We start from the raw sequence: 15002 nt of genomic DNA, 5'->3' as shown, positions 1-15002 counted from the left end.
AGCTCGGACAAGTGCAATGATGACGGTTAAAGGAGGGAGTTTCGTGGGAAAACGCATGCTGTACACCTTGGCCACCATGACGGGGACCGCTGTCGGTGTCGGCGCGTCGGCCGTCGGTCTCCTCCGCCACCAGGCAGGCGCGCTTCGCAAAGCGTTCGACGACGACGCCCAGCGGGCGTATTCCACCTTCGCCGAGGCGGTCGCTCCCCCACGCAACTACGACGACGAGGATTCCGCCGCGCTGGCGATCATCGGGGACTCATGGCTGTGTGGAATCGATGTCGACGACCCGACGCTGGCTCCTCCCAACCTCATCGCCCGGGGGCTCGGCCGTATCCTGGGCACCACAGTTCGCGTCCAATCAACCGCGCGCCCCTCAGCTCTGTCCGAAGATCTGCCGAGGCAAGTCGATGAGATCCTGCGCTCCGCCTGGCTCTCGCGTCAGCTCTCCGATTCGTGGACCGAACAGCGTCGATTCGCGATCATCTCCATCGGGACCGGCGACATCATCCACCCGATTCACGGAACCATCGGCATTCCCGTGCTCAACCAGGCGATCAACCGGCTTCAGAGAGAGGGCAGGTACACGGTCTTCGTGCTGGTCTGCCCCAACCTCGGCGGACTTCCGGGACTGCGGGATCCGCTCAAGACCTCCCTGCGAAGGACCTCACGTGTGCTCGCCGGCTCGCAGTGGCTGGCGGCCCTGGCTGCCCGCGCCACTCCGCTGCGAGCCACCGGTTCGCTGAGTGGGACCACACGCAGATCTCTGCTCAACGAGTCCGGGCGTTTCCCCAGCACTTTGGGCTATGCCCAGTTGTCCTCGACCGTCCTCGCAGCGATCGCCGATCGCATCGAGGCCCCCATCGAGGTCGACCGCAGCCTCGACATCCCGGAGAAGGGCGAGGGCGCACGCAGGCCGGCCCCTGCACCGCTGTCGGAGACGGAACCTGAGACAGACGCCGATCCTGTCCCCGAAGCTGAGGCAGCCTCGTGATCCCTGTCGTCCTGGCTTCACAGTCCCCGTCCCGACGAGAGATCCTCACCGCTTCGGGAATCGATCCGATCATCATCGTCTCCGAGGTCGACGAGTCCGCCATCGAGTCACGTTTCGCGGGTTCCGTCGCCGATCTCACCACGGCCCTGTCCGAGGCGAAGGCGCGTGCCGTCATCGATCGTGTGCTCGCCTCCCCTCCCCCGCAGCTGGCCGCAGCGGATACCGCAGTGATCATTGCCGGGGACTCACTGCTCGAACATGACGGCGACGCGATCGGCAAGCCCGGAACAGCCGAACGCACACGTGAGGTGTGGGCGGATATAGCAGGGGCGTGGACCGAGCTGCACTCGGGACACACGCTCGCCGTGCTCAGACGGGCAAACTCGTCGACGGCAAAATCGTCGACGGCGAACTTCGAGCTCGTCGACATCCGCTCAAAGCGATCGACGACCTCGGTGCTCATCGGCGAGCCGACTCCTGAGGAGCTCGAGGCATACATCGCGACCGAGGAGCCCTTCCACGTAGCCGGTGCACTGACCATCGACGGGTACGGAGGAGCGTTCGTCCAACGCCTTGCCGGCGACCATCTCACCGTCCTCGGTCTCAGCCTCCCTGTGATCCGTGATCTGGTCCGCGACTCGGGCCTGTTCTGGCCCGATCTGTGGTCACCACGCGAGTAGAATCGCTGAGGGCAGACGGACACGCCCGAAGACTTTGAAGTTTTCGGCCGAAGTTTTTATCTCTGACCTACAAACGCTTGGTGTCGATCTCTAAATTGTTCTGTGATCATACAAAGGAGCGCCATGACCACAGTTCTCCCCGAACAGTCGACTGCAGCATTGCACACCCGCGTCCCCACAGCTGCTGTGCGCCGCGTCCTCATCGCCAATCGCGGTGAGATCGCGCTGCGCATCATTCGGGCGGCCCACGACCTCGGTGTCAAAGCCATCGCCGTCTACACCCGCGCGGACTCGGACGCCGATTTCGTGCATCTGGCCGACGACGCCTGGCTCCTCGACGGAGCCGGCCCCGGGGAGACCTACCTCGACATCGACAAGATCCTCGCCCTGGCCAAACGCTCCGGTGCCGATGCGATCCACCCCGGCTACGGATATCTGGCCGAGAACGCCCTGTTCGCTCAGGCCGTGATCGATGCCGGTCTGACCTGGATCGGTCCTCCCCCGTCGGCGATCGAACTCCTGGGTGACAAGTCCGGTGCTCGTGAGGTCGCCGAGGCTGTCTCTGCTCCTGTCGCTCCCGGCTCCGACGGAGCCGTCGCAGATCTGACAGAGGCCGCCGAGGTGGCCAACAGGATCGACTATCCGGTTGTCATCAAGGCTGTCCACGGCGGCGGCGGACGCGGATTTCGCGCCTGCGCCGCGGCCGAGGACCTCGAGACCGCCTACACCGCCGCCACCCGTGAAGCGCTCAGCGCCTTCGGACGCGGCGAATGCCTCATTGAGAAGCAGATCGTGCGCCCGCGCCACATCGAGACCCAGTGTCTGGCCGATGCCCACGGCAATGTGCAGGTCCTCTCCACCCGCGACTGCACCCTGCAGCGCCGAAATCAGAAGATCGTCGAGGAGGCCCCAGCGCCGTTCCTCACCCCCGATCAGGAGCGACTCGTCACCGAGGCCTCCATCCGCGTTCTCGCCCATGTCGGCTACGTCGGGGCGGCCACCTGCGAATACCTCCTGGGCACCGACGGCACAATCATCTTCATGGAGGCCAATGCGCGGATCCAGGTCGAGCACACAGTGACAGAAGAGGTCACGGGCGTCGACCTCGTCGCCTGGCAGCTGCGCATCGCCTCTGGGGAACACCTTCCTGACGCGTTCCCGCAGGTTCGCGGTCACTCGATCCAGTTCCGGATCAATGCCGAAGACCCCACGACCTATTTCCCCGCCACGGGTACGGTGAAGAACCACCGGGCTCCGGCCGGGCCGGGCGTGCGCCTGGACTCGGGCATCGGCGAAGGCAGCGTCGTCGGCACGGACTTCGATCCGATGCTGGCCAAGCTCATCATCACCGGAGCCGACAGGAACCAGGCTCTGGCACGAGCACGACGAGCCTTGGATGAGTATCGCATCGAGGGCGTATCGACCCTGCTTCCCCTCCATCGCGTACTTGTCGCCGAGAAGGCCTTCGCCCAGGACTTCGAGGTCTGGACCAATTGGCTCGAAACCACTTTCGTCAATCCACTTGCCGACCCGCAACCAGGAGATCAGATGAGCACATCAACCGATAGTTTCAGTGTTGTGGTCGAGGTCGATGGCCGCCGGATGACCGTCTCGGTGCCCAAGGACGTCATCTCCGACCTCGGGCATGTCCCGAGCCCGAGTGTGCCGCGCCGCAAGCGCAGCCTCAGCCGCAAGGGCGCTCAGCTGGCCGACGACTCGAACTCGCTCAACGCACCCATGCAGGGCACGATCGTGTCAGTCTCCGTGGCAGCCGGTGACACTGTCGAAGCCGGTGACACCCTGGCCGTGATCGAGGCGATGAAGATGGAGCAGCCGCTCAAGGCCGGTCATTCCGGGACCGTCTCCGAGGTGCTCGTCGATGCCGGCGTCTCGGTGAGGTCGGGCGAGCCGATCATCCGCTTCGCCGCCTGAGGCCGTTCACGTTCAACGCCGCCTGAGGCCGTTCAACGCCGCCTGAGGCCGTTCAGCGCCGCCTGAAACGGTCTCAGGAGAGCAGATCCCTGATCTGTGTCTCGATGTAATCGGACTCGGCATCATTGCCCGGGCAGTCCAGTGCCCTCCTGAAAGCGGCTTCTGCGTGCTCGGGCATCCCCAGCTCACCAAATGTCAGGGCCCGTGCGATGTGGAAGGGGCGATACCCTTCCAATCCTGGTTCCGCGGCCAGGTCCTCGAGCGCGGTGAGCCCGTCCTCAGGACCCTTCGCCTTTCCCTTGGCCACGGCCCGATTGAGCTCCACGACGGGGCCTGGCTCGAGTCGTGCGAGAAGGCCGTAGAGGACGAGGATCTGCGCCCAGTCGGTTTCCGAATAGGTGACGGCCTCAGCGTGCAATGCCGCAATCGCAGCCTGGACTGTGTACGAGCCGGCCCCTGGTTCACCCGCGGCGGTGAGCGCCAGCCCCAGTCCTTCGGCGATGAGCTTCGAATCCCACAGCCTGCGGTCCTGCTCGGCCAAGGGCACTGGCACCCCGGCGGAGTCAGTTCGTGCCGGGGCTCGCGCACCCGTGAGCAGCAGAAGCGACAGCAGGCCTCTGGCCTCGGTCACCTGCGGCAAAAGCGTCACGAGCAGCCGCGCCAATGCTATTGCCTCCCGCTGCAGATCGGTTCGGCTGTGGTCGACACCTGTCGTGGGTGTGAACCCCTGAGTGAAGATGAGATAGACAACTCGCAGGACCCCGGGAAGGCGCTCGTGCAGCTGCCCCGCTGTGGGCGTGCCGAAAGGAATGCCCGTCGTGGTGATCCGTTTCTTGGCTCTGACGATGCGCTGCTGCATGGTCGTCGTATCCACAAGGAAGACTGCCGCAACCTCGGCGGTGCTCAGACCAGCTAGGAAGCGCAGGATGAGGGCGATCCTCTCCCGTTCCCTCAAGGTCGGGTGAGAGCAGGTGAAGAACAGGCCAAGTCGCTCATCGGGAATGCTCACCGAGCTCAGCTCTTCGCCGACGCGGACTGCGTGGTCGACATGATCACCGTTGTCGGCCTCGGATTCGATGCGAAGTCCGGCAAGTCGACGCGCCCTCACCGCATCGGACCGGATGATGTCGAGTGCCCGATTCTTCGCAGCAGTCATCAGCCATGCCTGCGGATTCTGCGGCACACCTCGGTGAGTCCAGGTTTCCAGGGCCCGCACCATGGCCTCTTGGAGGACATCCTCGGCGAGGTCGAGATCATGGAATTTCGCTGCCAGAGCCGCAAGCAGTCGCCCACGGTCCTCAACATCGATTGTGTGGAGAACCGCGGCGACTGCGGGCTGCTCGGCGCTGCCTGCCGAGGCCATCAGTAGTCGGCGAGGGGCCGTATCTCGATGTGGCCCAGAGCGGACCCCGGGCTCTTCTCCGCCCACGCGATCGCCTCGTCGATATTCGCGACCTCGATGATGTAGCTTCCGCCGACGAATTCACCGCTTTCTGCGAACGGTCCCGAGGTCACGACGGTTTCAGCGGCCGAAGTACTGACGCGCACACCCGTCTCAGGACCTTCGAGGGCGAATCCTCCGACGACGATGCCCGCCGCGTTGATCTCTTCATCGAAGGCCATGAACTCGCTGGGATCAGGTCCCTCGTCCGCACCGCATTCGGCGTCGGCGACATTTCCCATGAGCAGAAGTGCGTACTTCATATCTCTCTCCTTACGTCAGTTGTGCGCCAGCATCTGCTGAGCACGTCAAGCGAAGGTGCCTGACACCATACTGACGGGTGGCTGGTCCCGATATCGACAGTTCGGAGAGAGAAATCTTCTACAGGTGTCGGTGCAGCTGCCGTGATGCCTCTGTCAGGGATCCGCTCACCGACGGATAGACGACGAACGAAGCGGAGAGCTGATCGACTGTCAGGCGGTTCTCCACAGCCATGGTGATCGGCAGGATGAGCTCACTGGCACGAGGACCGACGACGACTCCGCCCAGTATCGAACCCGAACCTCGGCGGGCGAAGAGCTTGACGAATCCGTCCTTGATGCCAAGCATCTTGGCGCGAGGGTTCGTGTCCAGGGGCAACATCACCGTATCGATGTCGGTCGAGTTCTCCCGGTAGTCGGATTGGGTGAAGCCGACGGTCGCGATCTCAGGGGCGGTGAACACGTTCGATGCCACGTGACGAATCTTCAGCGGCTGCACGGCATCACCGAGCGCATGGAACATCGCAATCCGCCCCTGCATCGCCGCTACGGAGGCCAGGGGAAGCACACCGGTGCAGTCACCTGCCGCGTACACGCCGGAACGAGAGGTGCGCGAAACGCCGTCAACCTTGATATGACCGGACTCGGCGACCTTGACCTTCGCGGCGCTCAGGCCGAGGCCTTCGGTGTTCGGGATGGAACCGACGGCCATCAGGCAGTGTGATCCTTCGACACGACGGCCGTCCGACAGAGTCACCTCGACGCCGTTCTCGGTCCGCTTCACCGAGTCGGCGCGCGACCGAGAGAGGACGTTCATGCCCTTATTGCGGAACACGAACTCCAGCACGTCGGCAGCGTCCTCGTCCTGACCAGGCAGGACCTTCTCACGGGAGGAGACCAGTGTGACCTTCGTTCCCAGCGCACGGTAGGCGGATGCGAATTCCGCACCGGTGACACCTGAGCCGACGACGATGAGGTGTTCGGGGATCTCATCGAGGTCGTAGAGCTGCGTCCAGGAGAGGATGCGCTCTCCGTCCGGCTTCGCCGAGTCGAGTTCACGGGGATGAGAGCCCACAGACAGGAGGATCGTCGACGCCTCGAGCGTGTACTCTGTGCCGCCTTCTTCGACGACGTTGACATGATCTCGGTCAGCCAGGGTCGCGGTTCCCTGGATCACCTTGACACCTGCTCGAACCAGCGCTTCGTAGATGTCATTGGCCTGGGCGTCGGCCAGCGACAGGATGCGCTTGTTGACGGCCTTGAGGTCCGCGACGACCGTATCGCCGTCATCGCCCTCGCTGTCGTAGATGCGGATGCCCAAGCTCTCAGAACGGCCGATCTCCTCCATCATCTCGGCCGTGGCGATGAGCGATTTCGACGGAACGACATCGGTGAGGACAGCGGCCCCACCGCAGCGGTTGCGCTCGATCAGCATCACGTCCGCACCCAATTGGGCGGCAACCAGTGCGGCTTCGTATCCGCCCGGGCCACCACCGATGATGACGACTCGATCTGCAGTGGATTCAAATTCAGTGTTCACAGTGCAATCCTCTCAAATAGCGGACGACAGAGCGAATGGACGCCTCGGTTCTGACAACGCTCAATGACCAGGGCCTCAAGCACCACTCGAAGAGTCTGAGACTCAGGACCTCCCAGAGCCCGAGGTGGCTCAGAGTCCGTCGATGACTTCGGCAGTATCTCGGTGCAGTGCTGACAGACGCAGGTATGACTGAGCGTTCTGGCGTACCTTCTCAATGCCGTCGTCGGTCATCTCCCTACGCACCTTGGCCGGGACTCCTGCCACCAGCGACCTGGGTGGGATCTCGGTGCCTTCCAAGACGATCGCGCCTGCGGCGACAAGTGATTCGGAGCCCACGTGGGCATCGTTGAGGACGGTGGCGTGCATGCCGATGAGGACGTCGTCGTCGACCACTGCACCATGGACAAGAGCCTGATGGCCGATGGAGACCCGTGAGCCGATGACGACTGGCTTGCCCTCATCTGTGTGCATGACCGTGTTGTCCTGCACATTCGAGTCCTCGCCGATGGTGATCGGGGCGGCTTCAGCTCGGAGCACGCAGCCGTAGAAGACGCTCGCGCCCTTCTCCACCCTCACGTCCCCGACCAGGGTGGCACCGGCTGCGATGAACGCACCGGGATCGACCTGAGGGGTGTGCCCGCCGACAGAGATGATGCGTGCCTGGGAAAGATTGTCCGTTGTCATGAGTCCTCCATTGGTTCACGTTGAGTTCAGATTCTCGTGTTCGACTGAGTCAGCGGTGATTGGAGCCGCCACCGAGGTGACCAGTCGTTTCATCGCCAGTCTAGCCGTGAACTTGGCATACCTCAGAGGAAGGACGCATCATGATGTCATCGTTGCCTGCTGCCTCGAAAAAGACGGATAGTGGACGAATTTGCGTCAAGGGCCCCATAGCAGGACAATGAACAAAATATTTGTCAGAAATTTCACACTGCATTACCCTTGTGTGCCCAAAACGGTTATGTGAACCTTGGGTAAGAGAGTTGCGCGCCTGGAATTTGGGTGTGGTCAACCGCGTTCACTTAATTCGTCGAAAGGTCACCATGGATTGGCGACATCGTGCAGCATGCCTCAATGAGGATCCGGAACTGTTCTTCCCGATCGGAAACACCGGTCCTGCCCTGCTTCAGATCGAAGAGGCTAAGACTGTATGCCGCCGCTGTGAAGTAGTGGAGACCTGCCTGCAGTGGGCTCTGGAGTCCGGTCAGGATGCTGGTGTCTGGGGCGGTCTCAGCGAAGATGAGCGTCGTGCGCTCAAACGTCGCGCCGCACGTGCCCGCCGCGCTGGCTGAATCCTTCAGCGGCTAGAGACAGGCGGTCGCAGATATTCGCCAATTGAGTCCCTTGCTCGGAATACGAGATCTTCGCATTCTGAGCAAGGGACTCAATCGTGTCCGCACCCGACCCACAGCCATGAACCCGCACTGTCAGTGCCGAATCACCCCTTTGCCAAGGGGTGATTCACTGGTCGCAGGGTGTTTTGTCGTGAAGTCGCTGATTGAGGCCGGTTTCTGCCGATTTCAGTCGTAGGAGTCGGGGCGCAGAGGCACGTCGAGAATCGCCACGGTTCCGCCGCCCTCACGTTCCTGCCATTGGATCGAACCCGCCAGGTCGGCAGAGACCAGGGTCTTCACGATCTGCGTGCCCAGCCCGTTGCCGGGACTGTGGTCCTCCCCCAGTCCCACACCGTCGTCGGCGATCGTGACATGCAGGTGATCGCCCTCGCGTTCCGGAGTCACCCACACATGTCCGGTGAGCGTCTCGCCCGGAGCGAGGTTCTCCTGCTCAGCGACCGGGAACCCGTGCTCGATCGCATTGGTGATGAGCTCAGTGATCGCCAGGGCCAATGAGGTGGCGTCCGCTGAGGAGATGGTGCCGAAGCTGCCGCAGCGCTTGAGGCTGATCTGGACCAGTGGACTCGTCAGCTCGGGCGTCAGGCGCAGCCCCTTGTCGACGACCTCGTCGAAGTCCACCTCCGATTCGACTCCCTGGCTGAGCACGTCATGGACGACGGCGATGATCGAGACTCGGCGCATCGCCTCCGTCAGAGCACCCTTCGCCTCGGGGCTGTCGATCCGACGAGTCTGCAGACGCAGCAGTGCCGAAACGGTCTGCAGGTTGTTCTTGACCCGGTGGTGCATCTCTTTGATCATCGCATCGCGTGAGAGCAGCTCGCGCTTGCGTCGTCTGATCTCCGAGACATCCCGAGCCAGGACGATCGCGCCGGTGCGAGTGCCGTCATCGGTCAGCGGGATCGCCCGCAGCGACACACTCGTCCGACCGACTTCGAGCTCGGTCCGCCAGGGGGCACGACCGGTGAGCACGAGCGGAAGCGTCTCATCGACCTGACGCAGCTCTGTGCTCAGACTCGAGACCACCTCAGCGAGGTAGTCCCCTTCGATCTCACCGCGGTGGCCCAGACGGTGCATGAGAGAGACCGCGTTCGGGGAGGCGTATTGGACGTGGGAGTCACGATCAAGGATGAAGATGCCGTCTCCGACGCGCGGTTCGCCGTGCCGGGCTCCGCTGGGTGCCTCCCGGTCGGGAAAGGCACCCTGCGCGATCATGATCAGCAACGACATCGCGGATTGTGTGTAGAACTTCTCCAGGCGTGAGGAACCGCGACGACGGAGCTCCTCGGAGTACCGGACCAAGATGGCGATCGTCACTCCCCCACGGACGAGGGGCACCGCCTCGGCGGAGACTTCCGTGTCATCGGTTCCGGCGTTGACGCCGAGGGATTTCGCCTGCGCCACCTTCGTGACCAGTTCATGTGAGCTCGCTGCCGTGTCCAGGAGCTCCCGTTCGAGTCCGGTGGCTCGGGCTCCGATGAGGTCGCGATTGAACAGGGTCGCACCCGTGGTCGGACGCGAATGCGCCACCACTGTGTAGGCCCCGCTGGCCGAGGGCACCCACAGGACGAGGTCGGCAAAGGACAGGTCGGAGATGAGCTGCCAGTCCCCCACCAACAGGTGGATGTGTTCGACATCGGTTTCGTCAGTGATGCCTTCGGCGGCCAGGAGTTCGTTGAGCACTGTGTTCTTCTTCCGGATGGGCAACGGCACAGGCCGATGATGGCGGCACAGACGCCGACAGACCCGCAGGCTCCAAGCCCGCGAAGTCTGTCGACGTCAGTAATGATCTGACGCTATCACTGATCAGTTGGGGTCACTGCTCAGACGGCCTGCTCCGATTCCCATGCCGAGGAGCGGACAACACCGCGCATCATGCGCAGCAGCACCGACAGCGGGGCTTGGGTGACGGTCTCGAGTCCGAGGATCGTCTCGGTCGTATCCAGCACCCGTGCGGCCACGGTCTCATTGCGTTCGAGCCATTCGGTCAGACGCTGACCGGCTCGCTCGTCTGGAGTCCCGGAGATCGGCGAGTCGGTCGCGGCGAGGACCGTGCCGGCCACCGACAGGATCGATGAGTAGAAGTCATCGCGCAGCGAGCCCCGTGCCAAGGCCGACCACCGGTCGCTGCGGTCGAGATCGCCGATGAGAGTGAGCACCTGCGAACCGGAGAACTTGTCGTTGACAGCGTAGTAGAGTTCAGCGACGTCCTCTGCGGATTCACCCGCACGGGCAGACAGCTGGGCAATGTCGAGAAGTACGAACTCATCGAGCAGGGCTGCCGCGCGCCATGCGAGTTCGCTCGGCACGCCTTCGTCGATGTAGCCCTGTGCCGTTGCCCTCATGCTCTCGGCGTCGAAGCCGTCGACGAGGTCGGGCACGCGAGCTCGCAGAGCTGCGACGACGTTGCCGTAGCGCTCGATGCCGGAATCGACGTCGAGGGTGTCCGGTGCCTGCTGCACCAACCAGCGCGACGACCGATCGAGCAGACGCACATAGGCGTGCTGCAGCTGGACCTGGACTGCGGTCGGCACCTTGTTGTCGAGTGCGCACACCGCTTCGAAGAAGTCATCGAGTCCGAAGATCTCGGAGACGACGACGAAGACACGGGCGATCTGCGGCACCGAGGCGGGGGTCTCTTCCAGCATCCGGTAGACGTAGGTGAGTCCGCCGCGGTCGATCATCCGGTTGACGAGCTTGGCTGTCGCGATCTCCCGGTGCAGGGGGTGTTCCGGGATGAGCTCTCCGTACTTCTCGACAAGGGAGTCGGGGAAGTAGGAGGTCAGTTCCCGCTTCATCCACTCCTCATCGGGAACCACGCTGTCCAGGATCTCATCGGCGGCATGCATCTTGGCATAGGCGAGGAGAACCGCCAGTTCCGGGGAGACATAGGCGCTGAACTCACGTTTGGTCAGTTCCTGCGCATCGGGCAGGAACTCGACCTGACGATCGAGGTCGCCGTTCTCCTCCAGGTATCTCAGCATCCGACCATAGGTGCCCGACATGGACTCTGTCTGGGCCCGAGCCTCACCGAGGACGACGTTCTGTGCGTAGTTGTTGGCCAGGACCCGGTCGGCGACGTCGTCGGTGAAGGACAGCAGCACACGTTCGCGATCTTCTGCGGCGAAGGCGCCCTTGTGGAGCAGGGTGCGCAGAAGCAGCTTGATGTTGACCTCATGGTCGGAGCTGTCCACACCTGCCGAGTTGTCGACGGCGTCGGTGTTGATCGCCACGCCGTTCAGCGCCGCTTCGACACGGCCCAGCTGGGTCACACCGAGGTTGCCGCCTTCTCCGACGACCCGGCTGCGCACGTCACGACCATCGATGCGGATGGCGTCGTTGGCTTTGTCTCCGACGTCTGCATGGCTCTCGTCCGAGGACTTGATGTAGGTGCCGATGCCGCCGTTGTAGACGAGGTCGACGGGGGCCTTGAGGATCTGTGACATCAGCTCGGCGGGGCTGCGCTTACCGGGCTCGAGTCCCAGTACGGCCGCGGCTTCGGAGCTGAGATCGATGGACTTCGCCGATCGGGGGAAGACTCCGCCTCCGGTGGAGATGAGCTCTCGGTCGTAGTCCTGCCAGCTTGAGCGCGGCAGGTCGAAGAGACGCTTGCGTTCCACGAAGCTGCGTGCTGCGTCCGGATTCGGGTCGAGGAAGATGTCCCTGTGATCGAAGGCTGCCACGAGGCGGATGTGTTCGCTGCGCAGCATGCCGTTGCCGAAGACGTCACCGCTCATGTCTCCGATGCCCACGACTGTGAAGTCATCGGCGGCGGTGTTGACTCCGAGTTCCCGGAAGTGTCGTTCCACGGACTTCCAGGCACCACGAGAGGTGATGGCCATCTTCTTATGGTCATAGCCGACGGATCCGCCGGAGGCGAAGGCATCGCCGAGCCAGAAGTCGCGGCGTTCGGCGATCGCGTTGGCCACATCCGAGAAGCGAGCGGTGCCCTTATCGGCAGCGACGACCAGATAGTAGTCATCTCCGTCGTGTCTCACGACGCGGTCCGGGTGGACGACCTCCTGGGCGCCGTTCGCGCCGTAGACCAGGTTGTCAGCGACTTCGAGGAGGCTTTCGATGAAGACCTCGTAGGCGGCTTGGCCGGCGGCCATCCACGCGTCCCGGTCGCTCATCGGGGGCAGCTGCTTGGGGAAGAATCCGCCCTTGGCACCGGTCGGCACGATGAGTGCGTTCTTGACCATCTGCGCCTTGACCAGGCCGAGGACCTCGGTGCGGAAGTCGTCGCGACGATCGGACCACCGCAGGCCGCCACGGGCCACTGTGCCGAAGCGCAGGTGCACGCCTTCGACCTGAGGCGAGTACACCCACATCTCCAGTGCTGGTTTGGGCTTGGGCACGAAGCTGAGTTCGTTGGCGCGGATCTTGAGCACGAGTGCCGTCGGCAGCTCGCCGGTCTCGTCGAGGAAGTAGTTCGTCCTCACTGTGGCGCGCAGCAGTTCGAGAGAAGACCGCAGGACACGGTCCGCGTCGAGGCTGGCAACATCGCTGAGTGACGATTCGATCGACTCGTTGAGTTCGGCCATCCTGTCTTCGCGTGCGGCTCCGTCAGCGGTGGGATCGAACTTCGCGAAGAAGTAGTCGACCAGGAGCCGTGAGATCTCCGGGTTGTCGCTGTAGACCTCGCCGACGTAGGCGTCGGAGTAGGTGAAGCCGGCTTGGCGCAGGTATTTGCCCAGCGCGCGGATGATCGTCACGTGTTTCCAATGCATTCCGCAGACGACGAGGCGGTCGAAGACTCCTGCCTCCTTCTTGCCCTCCCAGCCGGCCATGAACGCCTCGGAGATCCGTTCGCAGTCACCGTCGTCGAGGGTTTCGGGGAAGGTGAGTCCGAAGTCGTAGATGTAGCGGTGCGACCCGTCGGCGAGGTCCAGCTCATGGGGGCGTTCGTCGAGTACGGTCGCTCCGAAGGCGGTGAGGAATGGCAGCACTTCCGACAGCCCGACACGTTCGTTGCGGTAGAGGGCCAGGCGCACTGGAGCGTCCGTGGATTCTTCGGGACTGTAGAGGCGCACGGCGGGTCCGTCACCGGACTCCAGCGCTTCGAACCGGGCGACGTCGGCGATGGCGTCGGCCGGAGAGTGGTGTTCTTCGTAGCTGGGTGGGAAGGCCTTCGACCACCGGTTCGCGCGTGCCACGGAGCTGTCGCTGTCACCTCGCTCTGTGGGAGCGAGGAAAGCGTGGACGTCTTCGGACCAGGAGCGCACGGCGCCGACGATCCGCTTCTCCACGGTCTCTGGTTCGATCTGCGGCAGTTCCACGTCACGGGCGACACGGGCCACGAAGTGAATGCGGGCCAGTGCGGATTCTGTCAGCAGCACATCGAAGTCGACGCTCTCAGCGTGGTAGAACTTCCGCAGCACTTCCTGGACTCGCATGCGCGCCGCCGTGTCGTAGAGGTCGCGAGGCAGGTAGAGGATGACGGAGACGAACCGCTGGTAGGGGTCACGGCGGACGAAGACCCGTGATTGGCGACGTTCCTGCATGTCCACGATCTGCATGACGACATCGAAGATCGTCGTGGTCTCGTCGTGCAGGAGGTCATCGCGCGGGTAGGTCTCGAGGACGCCCAGGAGCTCATTCGCCGAATGTGATCCTGCCGGGAATCCGCTGGCGGAGAGGATCTTGCGCACCTTGCGGTTGATGACCGGGATGTTGAGAACGCTGTCGTTGTAGAACTCAGGCTTGAAGACGCCGACGAAGCGGCGCTCACCGACGATCTCACCGGCCGAGTCGAAGGTCTTGACCCCGATGTAGTCCATGAATGACCCGCGGATCACGCGTGAACGTGAGTTCGCTTTCGTCAGCACCAGCACATGCGGTTCACTGGCCTTATCGGCCACAGCCCGACTCAGCGGCGACTTCACCAGCGGCCGCAGAGTGGAGATGCCTAAGGACGTGTGCTCAATCGGTTCGAGGCTGCTCTGGCTCTCGTCGTGAGAGTAGTCGTATTCGCGGTATCCGAGGAACGTGAAGTGGCCGTCAAGCCAGTTGAGCAGCTCGGCGGCTGCCTCGGCCTCGGAGGCGAGTTCTGAACGTGGCGGCTGCGCCTGCAGTTCCTTGGCAATGTCCTTGGCCCGGATCGCCATGGCGCTGGCGTCGGTGGCCGCGGCCGAAACGTAGTCGAGGACGCTGCGCAGCTGGTCTTCGAGCCCGGCGAGATCCTCTTCCGGGAGTCGATCGATCTCGAGGCGAATCCAGGACTGCTGCTGCGGAAGGAGGGATCCGCTCGCCTCGGCGGGTTCGGATACGAGAGGGATGCCAGCTGTATCGGCAGAGACCGCTGGGGCCTCGGCCCGAGACAGCACGGACAGGTCCGAGCCCTGTCCCTCGACGGCGATGATGGGGTGGTGGACCTGACGGATGGCACGACCGCTGGTGGCCAGATCGCTGACGATCGAGGACACGAGGTGGGGCATGTCGGTCAGGACCATGGCGATGACAGTGTGGTTATCGCGGAACTCGGGAGAGTCGACGTCCGGGTTGTAGATGGAGATCACCGGTGACCTGCCGTCGTACTCAAGTCCTAGAGCGTAGTGTGAGGCGGCCGCTGCGGCCAGCGCCTGGGTTCCTGCTTCGGAAGTGCCAGGTTCGAGACGCGGATAGTACGCTTCGATGAAGTTCTCCGGGGCACCTTGTCCCCTCTGCTTCCTCCACTCTTCTGCAATGTCCGAATATGAGACCTGAGACACCATGTCACCTCTATGATCAGCGCGCAAAATTGACAGCGGCTCGACGTCGAACCGCCACCACCCACACTATGCTCAAATGCGGAGAAAGGCACG

General features: G+C 63.3%; 10 protein-coding genes. 4 read left to right on the top strand and 6 right to left on the bottom strand.

Annotation, left to right across the window (positions count from 1 at the left end; translation table 11 throughout):
- The first annotated feature begins 43 nt into the window (after positions 1 to 43).
- From JFC13_RS01525 to JFC13_RS01515, 3 genes are all read left to right on the top strand, one after another.
- Complete coding sequence (locus JFC13_RS01525; RefSeq protein WP_235351959.1) at positions 44 to 994, top strand: SGNH/GDSL hydrolase family protein; 951 nt, start codon at positions 44 to 46, stop codon at positions 992 to 994.
- Entirely contained in the window at positions 991 to 1674 is a 684-nt protein-coding gene (locus JFC13_RS01520; RefSeq protein ID WP_198395344.1) for a Maf family protein, read from the top strand. The genes JFC13_RS01525 and JFC13_RS01520 overlap by 4 nt, the downstream gene beginning before the upstream one ends.
- A gap of 123 nt (positions 1675 to 1797) precedes the next feature.
- Positions 1798 to 3606 carry an acetyl/propionyl/methylcrotonyl-CoA carboxylase subunit alpha gene (locus JFC13_RS01515; RefSeq protein ID WP_198395343.1) on the top strand — a complete coding sequence of 603 codons (1809 nt, stop codon included), beginning with the start codon at positions 1798 to 1800 and terminating at the stop codon, positions 3604 to 3606.
- 73 nt (positions 3607 to 3679) lie between these two features.
- Here the strand turns inward: JFC13_RS01515 and JFC13_RS01510 are convergent, their stop codons facing one another.
- From JFC13_RS01510 to JFC13_RS01495, 4 genes are all read right to left on the bottom strand, one after another.
- Positions 3680 to 4969, bottom strand: coding sequence for an RNA polymerase sigma factor (locus tag JFC13_RS01510; RefSeq protein WP_198395342.1), 1290 nt, complete (start codon positions 4967 to 4969; stop codon positions 3680 to 3682).
- Positions 4969 to 5310 carry a YciI family protein gene (locus tag JFC13_RS01505; RefSeq protein ID WP_198395341.1) on the bottom strand — a complete coding sequence of 114 codons (342 nt, stop codon included), beginning with the start codon at positions 5308 to 5310 and terminating at the stop codon, positions 4969 to 4971. The genes JFC13_RS01510 and JFC13_RS01505 overlap by 1 nt, the downstream gene beginning before the upstream one ends.
- A gap of 118 nt (positions 5311 to 5428) precedes the next feature.
- A complete protein-coding gene (locus JFC13_RS01500) occupies positions 5429 to 6847 on the bottom strand; it encodes an NAD(P)H-quinone dehydrogenase (RefSeq protein ID WP_198395340.1) in 1419 nt (472 codons plus the stop codon).
- 129 nt (positions 6848 to 6976) lie between these two features.
- Positions 6977 to 7531 (bottom strand): gamma carbonic anhydrase family protein, encoded by a 555-nt coding sequence (locus JFC13_RS01495; protein ID WP_198395339.1) that lies wholly within the window; start codon positions 7529 to 7531, stop codon positions 6977 to 6979.
- A 359-nt stretch (positions 7532 to 7890) separates the two neighbouring features.
- Between JFC13_RS01495 and JFC13_RS01490 the strand changes: the two genes are divergently transcribed.
- Positions 7891 to 8139 (top strand): WhiB family transcriptional regulator, encoded by a 249-nt coding sequence (locus tag JFC13_RS01490; RefSeq protein ID WP_009884680.1) that lies wholly within the window; start codon positions 7891 to 7893, stop codon positions 8137 to 8139.
- Between the two features lie 228 nt (positions 8140 to 8367).
- Here the strand turns inward: JFC13_RS01490 and JFC13_RS01485 are convergent, their stop codons facing one another.
- Entirely contained in the window at positions 8368 to 9882 is a 1515-nt protein-coding gene (locus JFC13_RS01485; protein ID WP_198395672.1) for a sensor histidine kinase, read from the bottom strand.
- A gap of 140 nt (positions 9883 to 10022) precedes the next feature.
- Positions 10023 to 14912: an NAD-glutamate dehydrogenase gene (locus tag JFC13_RS01480; protein WP_198395338.1), complete on the bottom strand. Its 4890-nt coding sequence runs from the start codon at positions 14910 to 14912 to the stop codon at positions 10023 to 10025.
- Positions 14913 to 15002: the final 90 nt, after the last annotated feature.

The sequence above is a fragment of the Brevibacterium antiquum genome (assembly GCF_016107655.1).
In the GTDB taxonomy this organism is placed as follows: domain Bacteria; phylum Actinomycetota; class Actinomycetes; order Actinomycetales; family Brevibacteriaceae; genus Brevibacterium; species Brevibacterium antiquum.
The sequence above is the reverse complement of the archived record's forward strand: the minus strand, read 5'-3'. Positions and strand labels throughout refer to the sequence as shown.

Coding starts and splice junctions, on each gene's coding strand:
- JFC13_RS01505 (WP_198395341.1), bottom strand. CDS start 5,310: ATGAAGTACGCACTTCTGCTCATGGGAAATGTCGCCGACGCCGAATGC.
- JFC13_RS01490 (WP_009884680.1), top strand. CDS start 7,891: ATGGATTGGCGACATCGTGCAGCATGCCTCAATGAGGATCCGGAACTG.
- JFC13_RS01495 (WP_198395339.1), bottom strand. CDS start 7,531: ATGACAACGGACAATCTTTCCCAGGCACGCATCATCTCTGTCGGCGGG.
- JFC13_RS01510 (WP_198395342.1), bottom strand. CDS start 4,969: ATGGCCTCGGCAGGCAGCGCCGAGCAGCCCGCAGTCGCCGCGGTTCTC.
- JFC13_RS01515 (WP_198395343.1), top strand. CDS start 1,798: ATGACCACAGTTCTCCCCGAACAGTCGACTGCAGCATTGCACACCCGC.
- JFC13_RS01480 (WP_198395338.1), bottom strand. CDS start 14,912: ATGGTGTCTCAGGTCTCATATTCGGACATTGCAGAAGAGTGGAGGAAG.